The organism is Hymenobacter sp. FMD4, from assembly GCF_058932745.1.
On sequence record NZ_JBZYWH010000002.1, the window covers coordinates 58,235 to 75,979 of the forward strand.

14 protein-coding genes are annotated in these 17,745 nt (G+C 58.6%); 6 read left to right on the forward strand and 8 right to left on the reverse strand.

All coding sequences use genetic code 11. The features are described 5' to 3' along the window. Window positions 1-18: 18 nt before the first annotated feature. Together AC5FXY_RS02215 and AC5FXY_RS02220 are read left to right on the forward strand one after the other, a co-directional pair. The gene (locus tag AC5FXY_RS02215; protein WP_493554996.1) at window positions 19-969 is read left to right on the forward strand and encodes a glycosyltransferase family 2 protein; all 951 of its coding nucleotides are present in this window, start codon (window positions 19-21) and stop codon (window positions 967-969) included. Between the two features lie 163 nt (window positions 970-1,132). Next, window positions 1,133-2,578, forward strand: a complete 1,446-nt coding sequence (locus AC5FXY_RS02220) for an aldehyde dehydrogenase (protein ID WP_493554997.1) — start codon at window positions 1,133-1,135, stop codon at window positions 2,576-2,578. 122 nt (window positions 2,579-2,700) lie between these two features. Here the strand turns inward: AC5FXY_RS02220 and AC5FXY_RS02225 are convergent, their stop codons facing one another. Then, window positions 2,701-4,104, reverse strand: coding sequence for an energy transducer TonB (locus AC5FXY_RS02225; protein ID WP_493554998.1), 1,404 nt, complete (start codon window positions 4,102-4,104; stop codon window positions 2,701-2,703). Window positions 4,105-4,329: 225 nt separating this feature from the next. Next, a complete protein-coding gene (locus AC5FXY_RS02230) occupies window positions 4,330-6,549 on the reverse strand; it encodes a S9 family peptidase (RefSeq protein WP_493554999.1) in 2,220 nt (739 codons plus the stop codon). A gap of 135 nt (window positions 6,550-6,684) precedes the next feature. Here AC5FXY_RS02230 and AC5FXY_RS02235 point away from each other — a divergent pair, with 135 nt between their 5' ends. Further along, window positions 6,685-7,620, forward strand: a complete 936-nt coding sequence (locus AC5FXY_RS02235) for a hypothetical protein (protein ID WP_493555000.1) — start codon at window positions 6,685-6,687, stop codon at window positions 7,618-7,620. 72 nt (window positions 7,621-7,692) lie between these two features. Here the strand turns inward: AC5FXY_RS02235 and AC5FXY_RS02240 are convergent, their stop codons facing one another. Together AC5FXY_RS02240 and AC5FXY_RS02245 are read right to left on the reverse strand one after the other, a co-directional pair. Further along, window positions 7,693-9,225, reverse strand: a complete 1,533-nt coding sequence (locus AC5FXY_RS02240) for an OmpP1/FadL family transporter (RefSeq protein ID WP_493555001.1) — start codon at window positions 9,223-9,225, stop codon at window positions 7,693-7,695. A gap of 45 nt (window positions 9,226-9,270) precedes the next feature. Next, entirely contained in the window at window positions 9,271-10,584 is a 1,314-nt protein-coding gene (locus tag AC5FXY_RS02245) for a hypothetical protein (RefSeq protein WP_493555002.1), read from the reverse strand. 199 nt (window positions 10,585-10,783) lie between these two features. Between AC5FXY_RS02245 and proS the strand changes: the two genes are divergently transcribed. Next, window positions 10,784-12,259 (forward strand): proline--tRNA ligase, encoded by a 1,476-nt coding sequence (gene proS / locus AC5FXY_RS02250; protein ID WP_493555003.1) that lies wholly within the window; start codon window positions 10,784-10,786, stop codon window positions 12,257-12,259. 74 nt (window positions 12,260-12,333) lie between these two features. Here proS and AC5FXY_RS02255 read toward each other — a convergent pair whose 3' ends face one another. The 3 genes from AC5FXY_RS02255 to AC5FXY_RS02265 all read right to left on the reverse strand — a co-directional run bounded on the left by AC5FXY_RS02255 (window position 12,334) and on the right by AC5FXY_RS02265 (window position 13,811). Continuing rightward, the gene (locus AC5FXY_RS02255) at window positions 12,334-12,579 is read right to left on the reverse strand and encodes a hypothetical protein (protein ID WP_493555004.1); all 246 of its coding nucleotides are present in this window, start codon (window positions 12,577-12,579) and stop codon (window positions 12,334-12,336) included. Between the two features lie 43 nt (window positions 12,580-12,622). Then, the gene (locus AC5FXY_RS02260; RefSeq protein WP_493555005.1) at window positions 12,623-13,195 is read right to left on the reverse strand and encodes a DinB family protein; all 573 of its coding nucleotides are present in this window, start codon (window positions 13,193-13,195) and stop codon (window positions 12,623-12,625) included. A 64-nt stretch (window positions 13,196-13,259) separates the two neighbouring features. Then, the gene (locus AC5FXY_RS02265) at window positions 13,260-13,811 is read right to left on the reverse strand and encodes a Crp/Fnr family transcriptional regulator (protein ID WP_493555006.1); all 552 of its coding nucleotides are present in this window, start codon (window positions 13,809-13,811) and stop codon (window positions 13,260-13,262) included. A 13-nt stretch (window positions 13,812-13,824) separates the two neighbouring features. Here AC5FXY_RS02265 and AC5FXY_RS02270 point away from each other — a divergent pair, with 13 nt between their 5' ends. Next, window positions 13,825-14,376, forward strand: a complete 552-nt coding sequence (locus tag AC5FXY_RS02270) for an NfeD family protein (protein ID WP_493555007.1) — start codon at window positions 13,825-13,827, stop codon at window positions 14,374-14,376. Window positions 14,377-14,435: 59 nt separating this feature from the next. Then, window positions 14,436-15,440: a flotillin-like protein FloA gene (floA, locus tag AC5FXY_RS02275; protein WP_493555008.1), complete on the forward strand. Its 1,005-nt coding sequence runs from the start codon at window positions 14,436-14,438 to the stop codon at window positions 15,438-15,440. Window positions 15,441-15,563: 123 nt separating this feature from the next. On the opposite strand, the gene AC5FXY_RS02280 is transcribed toward floA, so the two are convergent. Further along, a complete protein-coding gene (locus AC5FXY_RS02280) occupies window positions 15,564-17,606 on the reverse strand; it encodes an OmpA family protein (protein WP_493555009.1) in 2,043 nt (680 codons plus the stop codon). Window positions 17,607-17,745 lie beyond the last annotated feature (139 nt).

The following is a 17,745-nucleotide window of genomic DNA, read 5'->3' on the forward strand; positions in this document are numbered from 1 at the left end:
CCCGCTTTCCCGCCCGCTGTGCACCTCTCCGTCGTCATTCCCATTTACAACGAGGAAGCCAACATTCCGACGCTCTATCAGCGCCTGCGCGGGGTCATTGACCCAATGGGCCTGCAGTGCGAGTACATTTTTATTAATGATGGCTCGCGCGACCGGTCGCTGGACCTGATCCGCGACCTGGCGGCGCGGCATACAGATGTGCGCTACATCAATTTCAGCCGCAATTTTGGCCACCAGATTGCCGTAACGGCCGGGCTGGACTTGTCGCAGGGAGAAGCCGTGGTTATCATCGATGCTGACCTGCAGGACCCGCCGGAACTGATTCCGGAGCTGCACCAGAAGATGCGAGAGGGTTACGAGGTGGTGTACGCCAAGCGCCGCCGCCGCGAAGGCGAAAGCGCCATGAAGCTGTTCACAGCCAAGATGTTCTACCGCATTCTGGCCAACATTACCAACGTATCCATCCCGGTGGATACGGGCGACTTCCGCATTGTGTCGCGCAAGGTGGTGGAAGCGCTTAAGCTGATGCCTGAACAGAACAAGTTTCTGCGGGGACAGATTTCCTGGATCGGCTACCGCCAGACCTACGTCGAGTACGACCGCGCGCAGCGGGCCGGCGGCGAAACCGGCTACACTTACCGGAAAATGTTCCGGCTGGCGCTGGACGGAATTACGGCCTTTTCCGATGTACCGCTCAAGGCCGCTACTGTTATGGGCTTTACGGTTTCCGGTATTGCTTTCTTGGTGTTGCTCTACACCCTGTACGCCCGCTTTGTCATTCACGAATACGAGCCCGGCTGGCCTTCCCTGATGGTCAGTATCCTGTTTCTGGGCGGCGTGCAGCTGATTGCTGTGGGAGTAATCGGGGAATATCTGTCACGACTGAACAACAACGTGCGCCAGCGCCCCCTCTACATTATTTCCGACACTAATATTCCGGTTACGCCGGTTGCCGAGCCGGTTCGATAGTCAGCCCCGAGCTTTGTTAATCTGCCAGCGCCAAGCCGACATGACGTTGAAAACCGACGATTAACTCTGCCTCCTCAGTAGCGCTGTCAGGCTAGATTTAGCACGTACACGAACCTGCCGAAGCTTGTAGCTTTACGCTTCTGAGTTTTTTCGCTTGCGTGTTATGCTGCATCTACAAAACTACATCGGCGGGCAACTGCTGGCTCCGGCTGCTGGTCGCTACCTCGACAATATAGAACCCGCTACGGGGCAGGTGTATAGCCTGATTCCGGATTCCGATGCCCAAGATGTGCAGCAGGCCGTAGCTGCAGCCCAAGCAGCTTTCCCAGCTTGGCGCGCGATGCCGGCGGAGCAGCGCGGCCGACTGTTGGTGCGCATCAGCGAGCTGATCGAACGGGATCTAGAACGCTTGGCGCGGGCGGAGAGCATCGACAATGGCAAGCCTTTGAAGCTAGCTCGGACAGTGGACATCCCGCGGGCAGCCAGCAACTTTGCTTTCTTCGGAACCGCGGCCCAGCACTTTGCTTCTGAAACGCACTTTCAGGAAGGTGTAGCGCTGAACTACACAGTACGCCACCCGCTGGGCGTAGTAGGCTGCATTTCGCCCTGGAACTTGCCACTGTATCTGTTTACCTGGAAAATTGCCCCAGCACTGGCTGCCGGCAACTGTGTGGTGGCCAAACCTTCGGAAGTGACGCCGATGACGGCCTACCTCCTGAGCGAACTGTGCCAGGAAGCGGGCCTGCCGGCGGGCGTGCTCAATATTGTGCACGGCACCGGGCCGGGCGTGGGCCAGGCCATTGTGGAGCATCCGGCAGTGAAGGCCATCAGCTTTACGGGCGGCACCAAAACCGGCGAGCATATTGCCCGCACAGCGGCGCCAATGTTCAAGAAACTCTCGCTGGAACTGGGCGGCAAGAACCCCAACGTCATCTTTGCCGATTGCGACTTTGAAGCGGCTGTCAGCACCAGCGTGCAGTCGAGCTTTGCCAACCAGGGCCAGATTTGCCTCTGCGGTTCCCGAATTTTCATCGAGCGGCCGCTGTACGAACGGTTCAAGGCCGCCTTTCTGGAGCGCGTGGCTGGTCTTACCGTAGGCGACCCACTTACGGATGACAGCCGCCAAGGTGCCCTCGTAAGCGAGCCGCATCTGCAGAAGGTAATGTCCTACATCGATCTGGCCCGCGAAGAAGGCGGCCAGCTGCTGGCTGGTGGGCAGCGCGTGGAACTACCCGGCCGCTGTGCCGGCGGCTACTTTCTGCAGCCCACGGTATTCGAAGGCCTCACGCCAACCTCCCGCGTCAACACCGAGGAGATTTTCGGCCCAGTGGTTACGCTTACGCCATTTGACACCGAAGAAGATGTAATCAACTGGGCTAACGGCACGGAGTATGGTCTGGCCGCTACCGTCTGGACGCGCGACCTACAACGCGCCCACCGGGTGGCACAGCAGCTACAAGCCGGCGTGGTGTGGGTGAATACTTGGTTGTTGCGTGACCTGCGCACGCCCTTTGGCGGAATGAAAAACTCTGGTGTCGGCCGTGAAGGTGGGCTGGAAGCGCTGCGTTTTTTCACTGAGCAGCAAAACGTATGCGTGAAACTCGGCTAGCCTAACAGGCTCAGGCCATTGCAAAGCTGTATTTTCCCCAAAGCCATTTTTATAATGCCCAAGGCCCTCCTGCAAGGTTTGCGAGAGGGCCTTGGGCATTACTAACGTTCAGCTCTACGGTTCTAATTAAGCCGATCCAGCAATTGCTCAATCTCAGCCAAGGTCGTTTCTTTAAACTCCAACGGGCCGGCTGCAACGTTACCTGGCGTCATCTCGCGCATGGCTACGTAGGGGCTACCATTGAAGTAGCGCAGGCCCAACAGCACGGCGCGCTGGTGCGCCGGTACGTGGCTGAACGTGTAGCCATCGGCTTGGGGCTGACCTTCCAGAATTACGGGCGAATCAGGAAAAACCAGCCGCATAACCGTGTGGTCGTCTACTTCGGCGGGCACCGTGAGCGTAGAGGTTTGGGAGGCGGGACGCCAAGGCCGCAAGTAAGTCAGCCAGCCAAGTTCGTTGCTCCGAAATACCGAGCCGGGCTCGGCAGGTGGCATAGTTTCCGCAGGCTCAGACTGCGGCACGTCGGTTACGGCTACGGCCGTGCTTTCGGCGCTGGCTACGGAAGCGTCGCGCAGCGAAAACCGAATGGGAACGGTCATTTTCACTTTCACTGGCTGCCCATCGCGCTGGCCGGGTAGCCAGCGGCCCGAGCTCTGCCGCAGTACGCGCAAGGCTTCTTCGTCGCAGCCGTCGCCGAGGCCACGCAGCACCTTGGGCGCCAGCACGCGCCCGGCTTCATCCACCACGAACGACGTAAAAACCAAGCCTTCGGTGCGTTTGTCGCTGGCCGCTTGCGGGTAGCGCACCAACCGCGACAGATCATCCGCTTGGCCGCCGTAGCTGGGCATGGGGCTGGCCGAAGCATACACTTGCTCGTCGGCAGGTGTGGGAGGTGGCACGGCTACCCAGCGACGGGGCACCCGGCCGACACTATGGTAGAGCTGCAGGCTGGGGTGCCGTTGCTCGGCGGGCACTACCAACTCCAACGAGCTACCCGAGGCCAGCTTCAGCTTCTGCCCGCGGGCCGTGGTGGCGCGCACCAGCAGCATGCCGCTGGTTTGGAGCGGCTCGCCGTTGGCGTTCATGCTCACGCAGTTGGAGAGCAGCAAGTCGGTAAGTGAATAGCACTCTTTCAGCTCCACCCACACGGTGCCGGTCACTGGTTTATGCCGGTCATCCACCAGCGCGTTTGCCCCCAGACGGACTAGTGTGCCTTCGCGGCCTTGCAACTCAGCGGGCTTACTGGGGTCGATGCGGAAAAATTCACTCGCTTTAAGCGTCAGATCCAGCAAACGCGCTTCGCTGGGGGGCGGCGCGGCGGTATCCAGCACTGCGGGGCGACGCACCGCGGTGTAGCGCACTAGGGGCGCCCGCAGATTGGTACGCCGGGTAAGGCGGTGCCAGGTGTTGCGCGGCGCGGCTGCGGGCTGGGCAAAGGTGTCCGGTGGCGCTTCTACGGGGGCCACCGCCCGTTGCGGATTGGCAGTTTCCACCCGGGCAGTTTGCTCCCGTTGGCAACCGCTCATGGCTACTGCTCCCAAGATTCCACTTACCAGCACGCTTGTTAGTCCTCGCATTCGCATGACAGGTTTCTACGTAGAAGTGCCTTCCAGGAACGTCCAATGGGCTTCTTTCTTGCCAAAACGATATAAAAAACCCGTCTTCCGGTCCAGCCGACAGCCACTACGCACTAAGCAAAGTGGCCTCGGCTCAAACCAAAAGACGGGCTTTTTTTTCTGATTAGCTCATACTTACAGGTTCTGCTGCAAGAAGTTAGTCATTTGCCGAAACAGGTGCAGACGGGTATTGCCGCCGTAAATGCCGTGGTTGCGATTGGGGTAATACAGCTGCTGAAAGTCCTTATTGGCCTTGATCAGCGCATCGGTCCAAGCCACGGAGTTCTGAAAATGCACGTTGTCGTCGCCGGTGCCGTGCACCAGCAGGTACTTGCCTTTTAGCTGATTGGCAAACTGTACGGGCGAGTTGTCATCGTATCCGGAAGGGTTTTCCTGCGGCGTCTTGAGGAAGCGTTCCGTGTAAATGGTGTCGTAGTAGCGCCAAGTAGTAACGGGCGCCACCGAAATGCCGGCCTTGAACAGGTCGGCGTTCTTGGTCATGGCCAGTGCGGCCATGTAGCCGCCGAAGCTCCAGCCGAACACGCCGATGCGGCCTTTGTCGGCCCAGGGCTGGGCACCAAAGTACTTGGCAGCCTCGCCCAGGTCAATGGTTTCGTACTTACCAAGCTGACCGTAGGTCACCTTCTTGAACTGCGCGCCATGGGCTCCGGTACCGCGGTTGTCCACCGACGCCACGATGTAACCTTGCTGCGCTAAGTACTCAAACCACAGGAAATTGGAGCCGCCCCACTCATCTTTCACGGTTTGGGAGCCAGGGCCGCCGTAAGTGAACAGCAGCACCGGGTACTTCTTGTTCGGGTCGAAGTTGGCGGGTTTGATGGTCCAGCCGTTCAGCGTTACGCCTTCCGAGGTCTTGAAGTTGAAGAACTCCTGCTGGGTGAAGCCATAATCCTGCAGGCGCTGCTTCAGGGCGGCGTTGTCCTCCAGCACCTTCACCACTTTACCATCCTTAGCCGTGCGCAAGCTCACGGTCACCGGCTCGTTGGCGGCGGTGTGGTAGTTGAGGTAATAGCGGAAGTCCGGGCTCATGTTCACGTTGTCCCAACCGTTGCCGGCGTCGCCGAGGCGCGTCTTACTTTTGCCGTTCAGCCCCACGCGGTACAAGTGGCGCTGCATGGGCGAAGCCTCGGCCGATACGTAGTAAGCCGTGCCACTGGCCTCATCTAGGCCCACGAACTCCGTTACGTCCCAGGAGCCTTTGGTGAGCTGCCGCACCAGCTTGCCCTTCATGTCAAAGAGGTAAAGGTGGCGGAATCCGTCACGCTCCGAGCTGATGATGAACTGCTTGCCATTGTCGAGGTAGCGCAGGTCGTCGGTGACTTCCACGTAAGCCTTGTCGGTATCGGTCCAGATTACCGAGGTCTTGCCGGTAGCAGCGTCGCCATGCAGGATTTCGAGCTTGTTCTGCAGGCGGTTCATGCGCTGCATGCTTAGCAGGCCGGGGGTTTCGGTCCACTGAATGCGCGGAATGTACTGGTTGGCCTCGCTACCGATATCCATTTTGGTGGTGCGGGCGCCGGCTACGTCGTACACCGATACCATTACCACCGAGTTTGGCTCGCCGGCCTTGGGGTACTTGTAGCGGTAGTCCTTGGGGTAAAGCGGGCCCCACTCCTGCATGTTGTACTCAGGCACGCGGCTTTCATCGAAGCTGATAAAAGCCAGCTGTTTCGAATCAGGCGACCAACTGAAGGCTTTCGACACCTCGAATTCTTCCTCGTACACCCAGTCGCCGCCGCCGTGAATGAGCTTATTCACCTGCCCATCGGTGGTCACGGCCGTTTCCTGCATGGTCTGCAGATCCACGACGAACAGGTTGTTGTCGCGCATGAAAGCTACGCGGCGGCCATCGGGCGAGAAGGTGGCGTAGCTCTGCTTGCCGCCCGCCGAAAGCGGAGTCAGCTTCTGAGCAGCGCGGTCGTACACGAAGTAGTTGGCGCGGGTAGAGCGGCGGTAGATGGGCTCGGTATCGGCCGTAAACAGCATCTTCTGCTCGTCGGCGTTGAACTCGTACCCATCGACGTTGATGGCCTGCGCTCCGCCGGCAGGGCGCAGCTGCTGAGCCGAAACCAGCGTTTGCACCGCCTGGCCGGTGGTCACGTCGTGCTGCACTACTTCGCCTTTGTCTAGCGAGGAGTAGTAACGGCCGTCAAGCATCCAGTTGAAGCCCTGCACCTGCTTCGGGGCGAAGGTGCCTTTGGCCCAGATGTCTTCAAGGGTAATGGCTTGGCGCTGCTGCGCCACGGCGGGCGCAACGGACAGCAACACAGTGGCCGGCGCGGCGCTCAACAGCAATGCCGTGGCCAGGCCCAAAGTCTTAAACGGGTGGATCATGCAAGAAAACTCAGTGGCGGCGTTAAAGGTACACAATGGCGGCCCACCACGGCCGCGCCAACGTCGGTCAAAACGGCTCGTAGGTTGCAGCTCCGCACCGTGATTGATTGCGTTTCCCGACCTTTGCCTTTCGCTATGCGCCTGTCCCGTCTTCTTTATTTGCTCGCCCCGGTTTCGCTGCTCGCCGCCTGCGGCTCCGATCCCTCGCCCGGCCCTTACTTGGCGTTCGTCTCCGATGCGCAGTTGCTAACCGGCAGCCGCGTGGTAAACAACGGCGACACCCTGACTACTCGCGTTTATATGGAGGGGCGTGACACCCTGAACGTACCGCTGAAGCGGTTTACTATCACGCTGCAGTCCGGCTTCTACAACAACCCAGACCAGCCCGACTTTGAAGGCGGTGATGAAAATACTCGAGTCACACGGGTCTATCTGGACACACTGCTTAGCGGCCGAGGCAGCTTTCTATTTACGAACCGCTTCCAAACCAGTGCCCTCTCCAGCCGCGACATCTGGACCTATGCAGTAGAAGACAATGCCGGTCAGGTTGCCCGACGTAGCTACGTCCTCACTACCCGCCAGGCCGATTCCATCCGCACCTGGCGCAGCTACACCGTACGCCTCCAACCGCCCGTGCGCCGTACCGCGCGCGCCGCGCTGGTAACTACTCGCGGCCTCACGCTCCCGGCCCACGCCACCGACGACCCGGCTTATCAGCAACTGGTTGACTTGGTTTACCTGCAAGCGGGTGGCGTAACTACGTTGGCGGCGCCCAGCGCGCCGGCGGCGCAGAATGCCCCTAATTTGAAAATAGGCAGCTGGACCACGCGCCGCGACACACGCCTGGCTCTGACCACGCTCACACCTACGGCTTTCGCCCAAATCAACAGCGACGTAGCCATCAGCACAGCCGTAACCGATGCGGGCACACTCACCACCAGCCAGCCCATTCGGCGGAACCAGGTTTTCGCCTTTCGCACCGCCAATGAAAACAATGGCCTGTTGCTTGTGCGCGACATCACCAGCACAGTACCCGCCGAGCTTATCGTTGAGGTAAAAGTCAATCGGTAGAACCGCTAGCAAAAGCAACGGGCGGCTTCCTTACTAGGAAGCCGCCCGTTGCTTTTGAATAATTAGACTTTTCTAAAAAAGCAGACCCAGCGTCAGCGTGGTCGTGAAGCGGTTGCCATTCACGTTTACCACGGGCTGCGAGCCATCGGCTAGGGTGTAAGGCGAATAGAACCGGTCCGATAAGCTGTATACCCCGGCAAGGTCCAGCGTGAAGCTGTTCTGCCGGAAACCTACGCCGCCGGTGAAGAAATGCTGAGTGCGGTCGAAAGTGCTGTTACGGTATGGGTCGCCGTAGCGGGCATAGCCGGCGCGCAAGCGGAAATCCTCCAGGCGAGCTTCGGCACCCAGACGCACATTTACTACTTGCTTGTACAGGGCGCTGATGCGGTCATTCTCAGCGTCGAATGCGTAGTTGTCACCGTTTTGCAGGCTGGCATCACCGCGCAGGCGGGCCTTGCTGTAATCCACAAACTCCACATCCCCGGACAGGAAGCCATACTTACCAATGACGGCGGCTACGCCCCCATTCAGGCGCCACGGCGTGGTGAGGCGGTAACTGTAGTTCCCTGGCTGGGTCTCGACCGATTCAGAGGAAATATCCTGCCCGTCCACCCGTATTGGCTGCTTGAACTGCGCGCTCAAAAAGGTCTGGTAGGAATCATCGAACTGAAAAATGGTAGGCGACTGCGCCGAAGCACCCACCCGCAGCCAGTCCACCGGTCGGTAGATAGCGCCCAATCGGGCGTTGAAACCGGTACCGCGGGTTTCCACTTCATCGCGCAGCAACAGGCTACCAAACGAGGTATTGGCTGTGGGCTCTACAGACTCGCGCAGTTCGCTGGTCGAGTTGAAGCGTGTGCCTACAATGCCAATGGCACCTCCGATGTACAACTGGTCGCGGTAGCTGCCACCGTAGCCTACGTCAAACTGCGTCTGCGAACCGGTGGTCAATACGGTTTCCTCCTGATTCACTACCGAGCGGCGCAGTGAGTTCGGCGTCACGATGGTTTCGCGGCCGTTGATAACGTCGATATTGGTTAGAAACGCCCCGTACGCCAACCCATCGAGCGAGTTATAGCGGTTGTCGGCGTACTGATTATCGATATCGTCGATGGTGTTCCGTGGCTCGCGGAAACGCTGGAACAGGGACCGGTTGTCGGCCAGGGTGTTATTGTAGCGGAAGCGGGCGTTGAAATCGTTGATGCGCGTAAAGCCAAAGGCCATTGTGCCGCCGCGCCAGTCGCTGTTGTCGCTGTCGGGACGCCGGTTGGTAATAGCCAGGCCCAGGTTGGCTAGATGCACGTTGTTGCGCGAGTCTGAGAGCTTGGCCGACCCTTCTACATTGTTCGCCTGCGCATTGGCATTCCCTAACCCTAAACCCGGGGTAATAGTGAATTCTGAACGCTGAAACAGGCCCAGCCCGGCTGGGTTGCTGCTGAGGTTACCGAGGTCTGCGCCTACGGCTACGTTGGCACCTCCGATGGCTTGCGTGCGGGCAGGGCCGCCAAATTGTAAACGAGAGTAACGCAGCGCGTCCGTTTCGTTTTGGGCAAAAAGGGGGCTGGCCAAGCCCAGCAAGGCCAGCCCCATGGTGTATCGTTTCATAGCTGAGAGAAGAACTCCGGAGAGGTACAGAGAAGATCTGGGTGCTTACTCCACGCGGCCACGGCGGCCTCCGCCGCTGCTGCCACTACTGCCGCCGCTGCTACCGCCCCCGAAGTTGCTGCCGCCGCTGTTGCTGCTGCGCTCATAGGAGCGCTGCGGAGCTTCGTAGGAGCGAGTGGGTGCGGGCGACTCGTAGCTTCGTTCGCGCCGCACCGGGCGTTCCGTCTGAGCCGGGGCGCTGTACTCGGTGGTACGCTCCCGACGTGGCTGTGAGTACTGGGGCTGCGAATACTGCGGCTGAGCTTCGCCTACCCGCTCACGACGGCGGTTGCCGTAGCTTTCCACCGGCTGATCAGGCTGCGCGCTTGGGGCCGGGCGTACACCACCGGTTTCACCCGTGGTCGGCGCGGCTTCGGTATCGAGAATCCGATACATCCGGCCACGGCCAGCGCCAGATTGCTTCACCATTTCGCCAGCAGTCGTAGGGTCCTCTACCCGGGTCATACGACCACCGCCCGTCGGGGCAGGAGCCACGCCACCAACGACATCTTCCACCCGGCCACGCGAACGAGCCGGGACTGCCGAATTGGTATTGCTCATGCGCCCGCCGGTAGATTCATCCACGCGCGGACGGCCATTGCTGCCGCTGCCGGTGTTGCGGCCGCCCACGACTTCCACGGCGCGGTCACGCCGCGGGGCGTAGTTCACGTTGCGGTTTCCTTGGCGGTAACCACCCCAGTAGCCGTTGCCGAAGCCACCGTAACCGCCCCCCCAGCCACCACCGCCCCAACCGGGGCCGTACAGGCCGGAGTAATAGCCATCGTAGAAACCGTTGTAATAGCCACGGCCGCCAAAGCCCCAGGGCCGGTTACCGAAGCCACCATAGGGCCCCCAAGGATTACCCCAGCGGCCCATGCCCCAGCCGACGTTGATGTTAACGAACGAGCCGCCGTACCACGTTGGGCCCCAGAAGGGGTCATAGAACGGGTCGTAAAAGGCCATCCGAGGGCTGTACCAGAAAGGATCGACGAAGGCGTAGTCGTAATAGCCCATGCCCAAGCCACGGTAGCTACGCCGGGCTCGCGCCGAATACGCATAGTCGTAGTCGTCGCTATAGTATTCGTCGGATGCGCTGCCACGGGAGCGGGTGCTACCGTCGCGGTATTCCGGGTTGGCCACGGCGTTGGGGTCGTCGGGCGCGCCGGTATCGGCCGAAGCCGTGACCACAGAACTGGTGCGGTCTTTAGAAGAGTAGTAAACTCCGTCGGGCTCCGTAGTGGTGAGGCCGGCGGTACCCGCGCAGCCCCCCAGCGTGAGCAGGGCCAAAGCGGGTAACAAAGCGGTGGGAATATATTTCATGGCTGCGTGCGCGAAAATGGATCAGTACCAATAACCAGGAGAGCGGGCGAAGCGCCAGCCCTAGCGGAACCGGCCCAACCGAACGAAGCGGAATGCTCCATTTTAATAACGTATTTTGGGCACAAAACGGTGCCCGAGTTTTTAACGCAAATCTTGTACCAAAGCCGGGAACTATTTTCTTTCTCTAAGATACCCCAATATGAGCAAACAGTTGCCCAAGCGGAATGAGGATTATTCGCTGTGGTACAACGAGTTGGTAAAGCGCGCTGGGCTGGCTGAAAACTCGGCCGTACGCGGCTGTATGGTCATTAAGCCCTACGGCTACGCAATCTGGGAAAAAATGCAGCGTACGCTTGACGATATGTTCAAGCGCACGGGCCACCAGAATGCTTACTTCCCGCTGTTCGTCCCGAAAAGTTTGTTTGAAGCCGAGGAAAAAAACGCGGAAGGCTTCGCCAAGGAGTGCGCCGTAGTCACGCACTACCGCCTGCAAACCGACCCCGACAACCCGGGCAAGCTGCGCGTCGACCCGAACGCCAAGCTGGAAGAGGAGCTGGTGGTGCGCCCCACCTCGGAAGCCATCATCTGGAGCACCTACAAAGGCTGGATTCAGAGCTACCGCGACCTGCCGCTGCTCATTAATCAGTGGGCCAACGTGGTACGCTGGGAAATGCGCACGCGCCTGTTCCTGCGCACGGCAGAGTTCCTATGGCAGGAAGGCCACACCGCGCACGCTACCGACTCGGAGGCCTTGGCTGAAACGCGCCAGATGCTGGATGTGTACGCCGAATTTGCCGAGGAACACCTCGCGCTGCCCGTGGTAAAAGGCGTCAAGACGGAGAATGAGCGGTTTGCTGGCGCCGTTGAGACGTACTGCATCGAGGGTTTGATGCAGGACGGCAAGGCTCTGCAAGCTGGTACGTCGCACTTCCTGGGTCAGAATTTCGCCAAGGCTTTCGACGTGAAGTTCCAGACCAAAGAAGGCGGACTGGAGCACGTTTGGGGCACTTCTTGGGGTGTAAGCACCCGCCTGATGGGCGCCCTTGTTATGGCTCACTCCGACGATGAAGGCTTGATCTTGCCTCCCAAGCTGGCCCCGATTCAGGTAGTTATCGTGCCTATTTACAAGACTGGTCAGCTCGACGAGTTGCTGGAGCGTATCCGTCCCATTCAGATGGGCCTGATCGAGCGAGGAATTTCGGTAAAGGTGGACGACCGCGACACTGAGCGCCCCGGCTTCAAGTTTGCCGAATGGGAGCTAAAAGGCGTGCCCGTACGCTTGGCCATCGGAGCCCGCGACCTGGACAACGGCACCGTGGAAGTAGCCCGCCGCGACACCAAGGAGAAAATGAGCCTGCCGCTGGCCGACATCGTCAGCAGCATCGATCAGCTGCTGCACGATATTCAGCGCAACATCTACAACCGTGCCCTCAACTTCCGCGAGGAGCATACCACCCGCGTGGAGAGCTACGAGGAGTTTAAACAAGTGCTCGACGGCAAAGGTGGCTTTGTGCTGGCCCACTACGACGGCACTTCCGAAACCGAAGAGCGCATCAAGGAAGAAACTAAAGCTACCATCCGCTGCCTGGCCCTAAACGAGCCGGAGGAAGAAGGTGTGTGCATTGTGACCGGCAAGCCCTCAACGCGCCGCGCCCACTTCGCCCGAGCTTACTAAGCTTAGGTACCATTCAAACGCCAACGCCCCGCTACAAATTACTGTAGCGGGGCGTTGGCGTTTTTGGCCCAAACTCACTGCGCGCTGGCAATGGCGGCGGTTAGCTCTTCGTCAGAAAGGTTATCGAGCCAATCTTTCTGCAGTTCCAGGCGCACTGTTTGGGCGCCGCCGCTGGGCGTACAAACCACGGCGACGGTACCTTCGGGGCTTTCCGCCCTTTCGGCAGCTTCTTCAGCCGTTTTGCTTTCTATCCCGGCGTAAGCTTGCACGCAGGTCCAAGTGGTATTGTCAGAGGCGGTTACTTCGCGTTGTTTCATCATGCTGCGCATTACGCAGCCAAGAGGGTGCGGGGTTACCACTACGCTATACCACCAATGCCGGCGCTGAGGCCCGTGCTTGCTGCGCTGTGCGTACCGCTTGTTGCACGTGGCGCTCCTCGTGCAGCACCACAAATTCCAAGGCTTCGCCGGTGCGCATTTTTAGCAGGCGAAAAAATTCTACCGGCACAGCTTTCTGATTCAAATCGGCAGTGTGGGCAGTGGCTAGCAGCGCCAGCAGTTGCGCCTGATGCTGCAGAAACTCATCCAGTACGGCGCGGCCTAGCTGGCTACCGCTGGGGTTCATGTGCTTTACCGTCTTGTTTTTCTTGCCGTTGCCGGGCCGCACAATGTCCAGCGACTTGCGGCCCAGCCAGGAGTAGCCCACATCCACGCTGCCATCGGTCGGGCGCGGGCGCTGTACAGCTTTGGCCAGGGCGTCGTTGTAGAAACGGCTATAGCGGTTTAGGTGCTCAAGGCATTCCAGGGCGCTCCAACCGTCGGGGCTTGGCTTGGCGTTGAGTACTTCACCAGGAAGGGTGGCCAGTTCGGTTTCGACGGTGCTGTGCAGGTGGCGAACCGAGGCTTGCAGGTGTTGGAGGAAGTCGTTGGTTTTCATAGCGGTTGGTTTTTGACAAAGGTCGGCTCCACCCCACCCCCATTTCCTTGATTAGAATCAAGATTTAGCGCAGCCGGCTGAGCGTTTCAGGAGTCATCCGCAGGTAAGAAGCAATGTACTTCTTGGGCACCAACTGAAAAATATGTGGGCTACGCCGCAGCAAGCGTTCCAGCCTCTTTTCCGGCTCGGCCAGTAGCAGGTCTATTTCCCGGTCGATGCGGCCAACTAATACCTTTTCCAGCTCTTCTCGCCAGAAACGCGCAATGGCCGGCAGTAGCTCCAGCAAGGCGGTAAAATCAGCTTTGCTGATGCCGAGCAGCTCGCTTTGGCGCAGCGCCTGAATGCAGTAATCGGAGCCGGTGCCGTTCACAAAAGACGGAAAGGAGCACACCACGTTCGGGGCGTAAGCAAAGCCCACGCATATCTCTTCAGTCTCGGTAGGGTAGTAAATGCGCATCAGCCCGCTCCGGACGAAGTATAAATTGCGCTCTACTTGCCCATGCTGAACCAAGTACTCGCCACGCCGAAGCGTAATGGGCTTGTTCCAAGCCGCAACCAGGGCTTCTACCTCGCGGTTAGTAAAATACGGAACCTGTCGGAGCGCATCAGCCAGCATAGGAGCATAGGGATTGAAGGCTGGAAGCTACGCAAAGCCGCTGAGTGCCCATACGATAGGTTTATCCGTATATTTCCTCGGTTCTCATCTCTTTGCTATGGACTGGTTGCTCATCGTTGTATTGTTGCTGTTCGGCGTTCTGTTTTTGGTTGTCGAGGTACTACTTATTCCTGGTACCACTATCGTGGGCCTGGTGGGCTTCATTCTGCTGGCCACGGGGGTGTGGCTAAGCTACCGCGACTTGGGTTCTACCACCGGCCACGTACTGCTGGCCTGCTCGGTGGTGCTTGTGGCAGGTGTGGTCTGGTACGGCCTACGCCCCCAAACCATCAACCGCTACGCCCTCACCGACCGCAACACAGCCCGCGTAGACGACGTGCGGCAGGCTGCGGGTATTGCTCCTGGACAGGTTGGCCGTACAATTTCGGCCTTGCGGCCAGCCGGTACTGTGCTCTTCGGTGATGAGCGCCGCGAGGCCACTACCCGGGGCGAGTTTGTGGCGGCCGGGGCCGCCGTGCGCGTGCTCGGCATTGAGCAAAACCGTATCGTGGTGGCTGCTGCTTAGAGCTGCCCAAAACAATTCCTTCGGAAATGTGCTAATTACAGCGACATCATAGCTCGATCATGGATATACCTATAGTTCCCATTGTGCTGGCAGCCATTGTGCTGCTGGTGTTCCTGTACTTTTTCCCCATCAGCCTCTGGATTACGGCCATCTTCTCAGGGGTGCGCGTGGGCCTGTTTCAGTTGGTGCTGATGCGGGTACGAAAAGTGCCACCTTCTCTTATTGTCAACTCGCTGATTACGTCCACCAAAGCCGGCATGAACCTGACGGCCAATGACTTGGAAACGCACTACTTAGCCGGCGGTAATGTACCTACGGTTATTAAAGCCCTGATTTCGGCCGATAAGGCCGGTATTCCGCTGTCCTTTAATCAAGCAACGGCTATTGACTTGGCCGGCCGCGACGTGTTTGAGGCTGTAACCACCTCGGTAAACCCCAAGGTGATTAACACGCCCAACGTAGCGGCCGTGGCTCAGGACGGCATTCAGCTCATTGCCAAAGCCCGCATCACGGTGCGCGCCAACATTGCCCAATTGGTGGGCGGAGCCGGCGAAGAAACCATTCTGGCCCGTGTGGGCGAAGGCATCGTCACCAGCATCGGCTCGTCACGATCACACAAAGAGGTGCTCGAAAACCCCGATAAAATTTCCAAACTTGTGCTGCAGAAAGGTCTTGACGCAGGTACGGCGTTTGAAATCTTGTCTATTGACATTGCTGACATCGACATCGGAGAAAACATCGGGGCCAAGCTTCAAACCGACCAAGCCTCCGCAGACCTACGCGTGGCCGAAGCCCGCGCCGAAGAGCGCCGCGCCATGGCCGTGGCCATGGAGCAGGAAAACCGCGCCAAGACGCAGGAAGCTAAAGCCCGCGTCGTTGATGCCGAAGCGGAGATTCCCCGCGCCATTGCCGAGGCCTTTCGCTCCGGCAATTTGGGGCTGATGGACTATTACAAAATGCGTAACATCCAAGCAGATACGGATATGCGTGACTCCATAGCCAATCCGGGCGGCTCAGGCAGCGGTAGTACCAAAGCCGGCCGCGACGAAACGCGCCTGAGCTAAGGCGAGAAATTCGGTAATGGTTTGAAGAGCTTTACCTCACACTTTTCTGCCTGCCATCTGTAAAGCACAAAGCCCCGTCTGGACCAGGCGGGGCTTTGTGCTTTAACTGCTTACTGTTGAAAACTACTTCTTCGTAATCACGAACTCTACACGGCGGTTCAGCTTACGCGTGTCTTCCTGGTCGTTGCTAGCAATAGGCTTGGTGTCGCCGTAGCCCTGGGTAGTAATGCGGGCGCCGGAAATTCCTTTCTGCACGAGGTACTTTTTCACCTCGTTTACGCGGTCGTTGCTGAGTTTGAGGTTCAGCGCTGGGTCGCCTTGGTTGTCGGTGTGGCCTTCCAGCCTGATTTCTACCTGTGAGTATTCCTTCAGAATCTTTACCAGGCGCGTCAGTTCGGGGTATGAATTCTCGCGCAGGTAGTATTTGCTCTGGGCAAAGAAAATATTGTTCAGCTTGATCTTCTGGCCAACTTCGAACGGAATCAGGAACAAGTCCTGCGTTTCTTCGGTGTACTTCTGACGGTCGGTGACGTCCAGGTTCTGGTCTTCCGACAGGTAGCCCTTGGCGTCGGCACGGTAGCCGTAGTGCGCCCCCACGGGAAGTACGATGGTGTAAGAGCCATCGGTAGGATTGGTTTCAACAACCCCAATTTCCTCACCCGTAATCAGGTTTTCGTAGCGCACAGTAGCTGTTACTGGCTTGCGCGTGGCGGCATCGAGCACGCGGCCACGTACCAGCGCCACCATGTCAGGCTTGTTGGTGGGCGACAGGCTGATACGAAAGATGTCGCGGGAGCCGTCGGTGCCGTTGCGGTCCGACACTAAGTAAGCCTCGTCGCCGGCTGCGGAGAGTGTGAAGTAGGCGTCCATAGCGGGTGAGTTGATGCTCGGCCCGAGGTTACGCGGCTTGCTCCAGTTCGTCCAGGTATCGTCAAGGCGCTTGGAGTAGAAGATGTCGCTTTTGCCGTAGCCCTGTAAGCCTTCCGACGCGAAGTATAGCGTCTTGCCATCGGGCGCCAGGAATGGCGAAAACTCCGCAGCTTTGGTATTGATGGTACCGCCTAGATTGAGCGGGCGGGAGAAAGAGCCGTCGGCTTGCCGAAAGCTCACATAAAGGTCTTGCTGACCTTTGCCGTCTTTGCGTTCTACGGCCATCAGCAACTGCTTGCCCGAAGTGGTCATGAAAAAGTCGACGTTCTCGGGGTCATCGTTGTAAAAATCCTGAATATTCAGGCTTTCCGGCTGCGTCCACCCCGTGGCCCGGCGACGCGTTACGCTAGCGCCTTTCGGGTCTAGGCCACCATCGGGCAGGTAGCGGTTGATGAGCAGGGCCTGGCTGCCATCAGCCGATACCGAGGCCAAGCCGTTGGGCCCGGTGGTATTGATAGGCGAGCCGATGTTCTTGGCTTGGCTCCAGGTTTTGGTTTTGGCGTTAAGCAGTGTCGAAAACCACACATCCTGGCCGTCTTTAGCACCACCTACGTTCTGCGGGCTGTTTTGACGAGCAAAGAACAGCGTGCGGCCATCGGGGGCAATTACCGGCCGCACCTCCGTAAATTTTGTATTTACGTTGGGTCCCAGATTGACCATGGATGAATCAAAGGAAATGCTTTCAGTGGGCGCAGCACGGAAGTCTTTCTTAACCATCACATCGGTCACATCGGCTACCCCGATTGCGTCGATTTGGTTTACCCCATTGACTTTAGCGGTGTTCATGGTCACTACCACCCCGATGGTGCGGTATGTGCCCGGCGAAAAGGTCACTTGCAGAGTGCGAAACAGCTCGGGCAGTGGGCCCGGGCTTGGGTTGTCATACACCTCGTGCCGTTCGCCGCGGGTATCTACCAACTCGATTTTGATTATCGAACCCGGATTGAAATTTTCCACGACGGTGACCTGCCGAGCCACCACCGACTTGGCAAATTTCACCTCAATAAATTCCTTCGGCCCTTCTTTTTTCGGAATCCAGGCTTCGTTGCTGATCTGCCCCAATGGCAAGGCGTTGGGCTCTCCGAGTACCTTTTCTGGTGAGAAAGGCTCTTTGCCTTCCGCTTTTTGGGACGAGACGCCTACCACCTTAGAAGCCCAGACCGCGTGTTGGGCCCAAGCTCCGGTACTTATCCCCACAAATACCCCCAACGACAGAACAAGTTTACGTATGCTCATACAAGTGCTGGCAAAACAAAGGCCCTCGTTTAAGCGGCCGGTTTTTCCGCTGCTGGCGGTAACTATTTCCGCAGAAGACGTCCCCAGGCAACAGGAAGTTGCGGCAGCCAACGAAAGCGGTTCCAAAAGTACGGATACG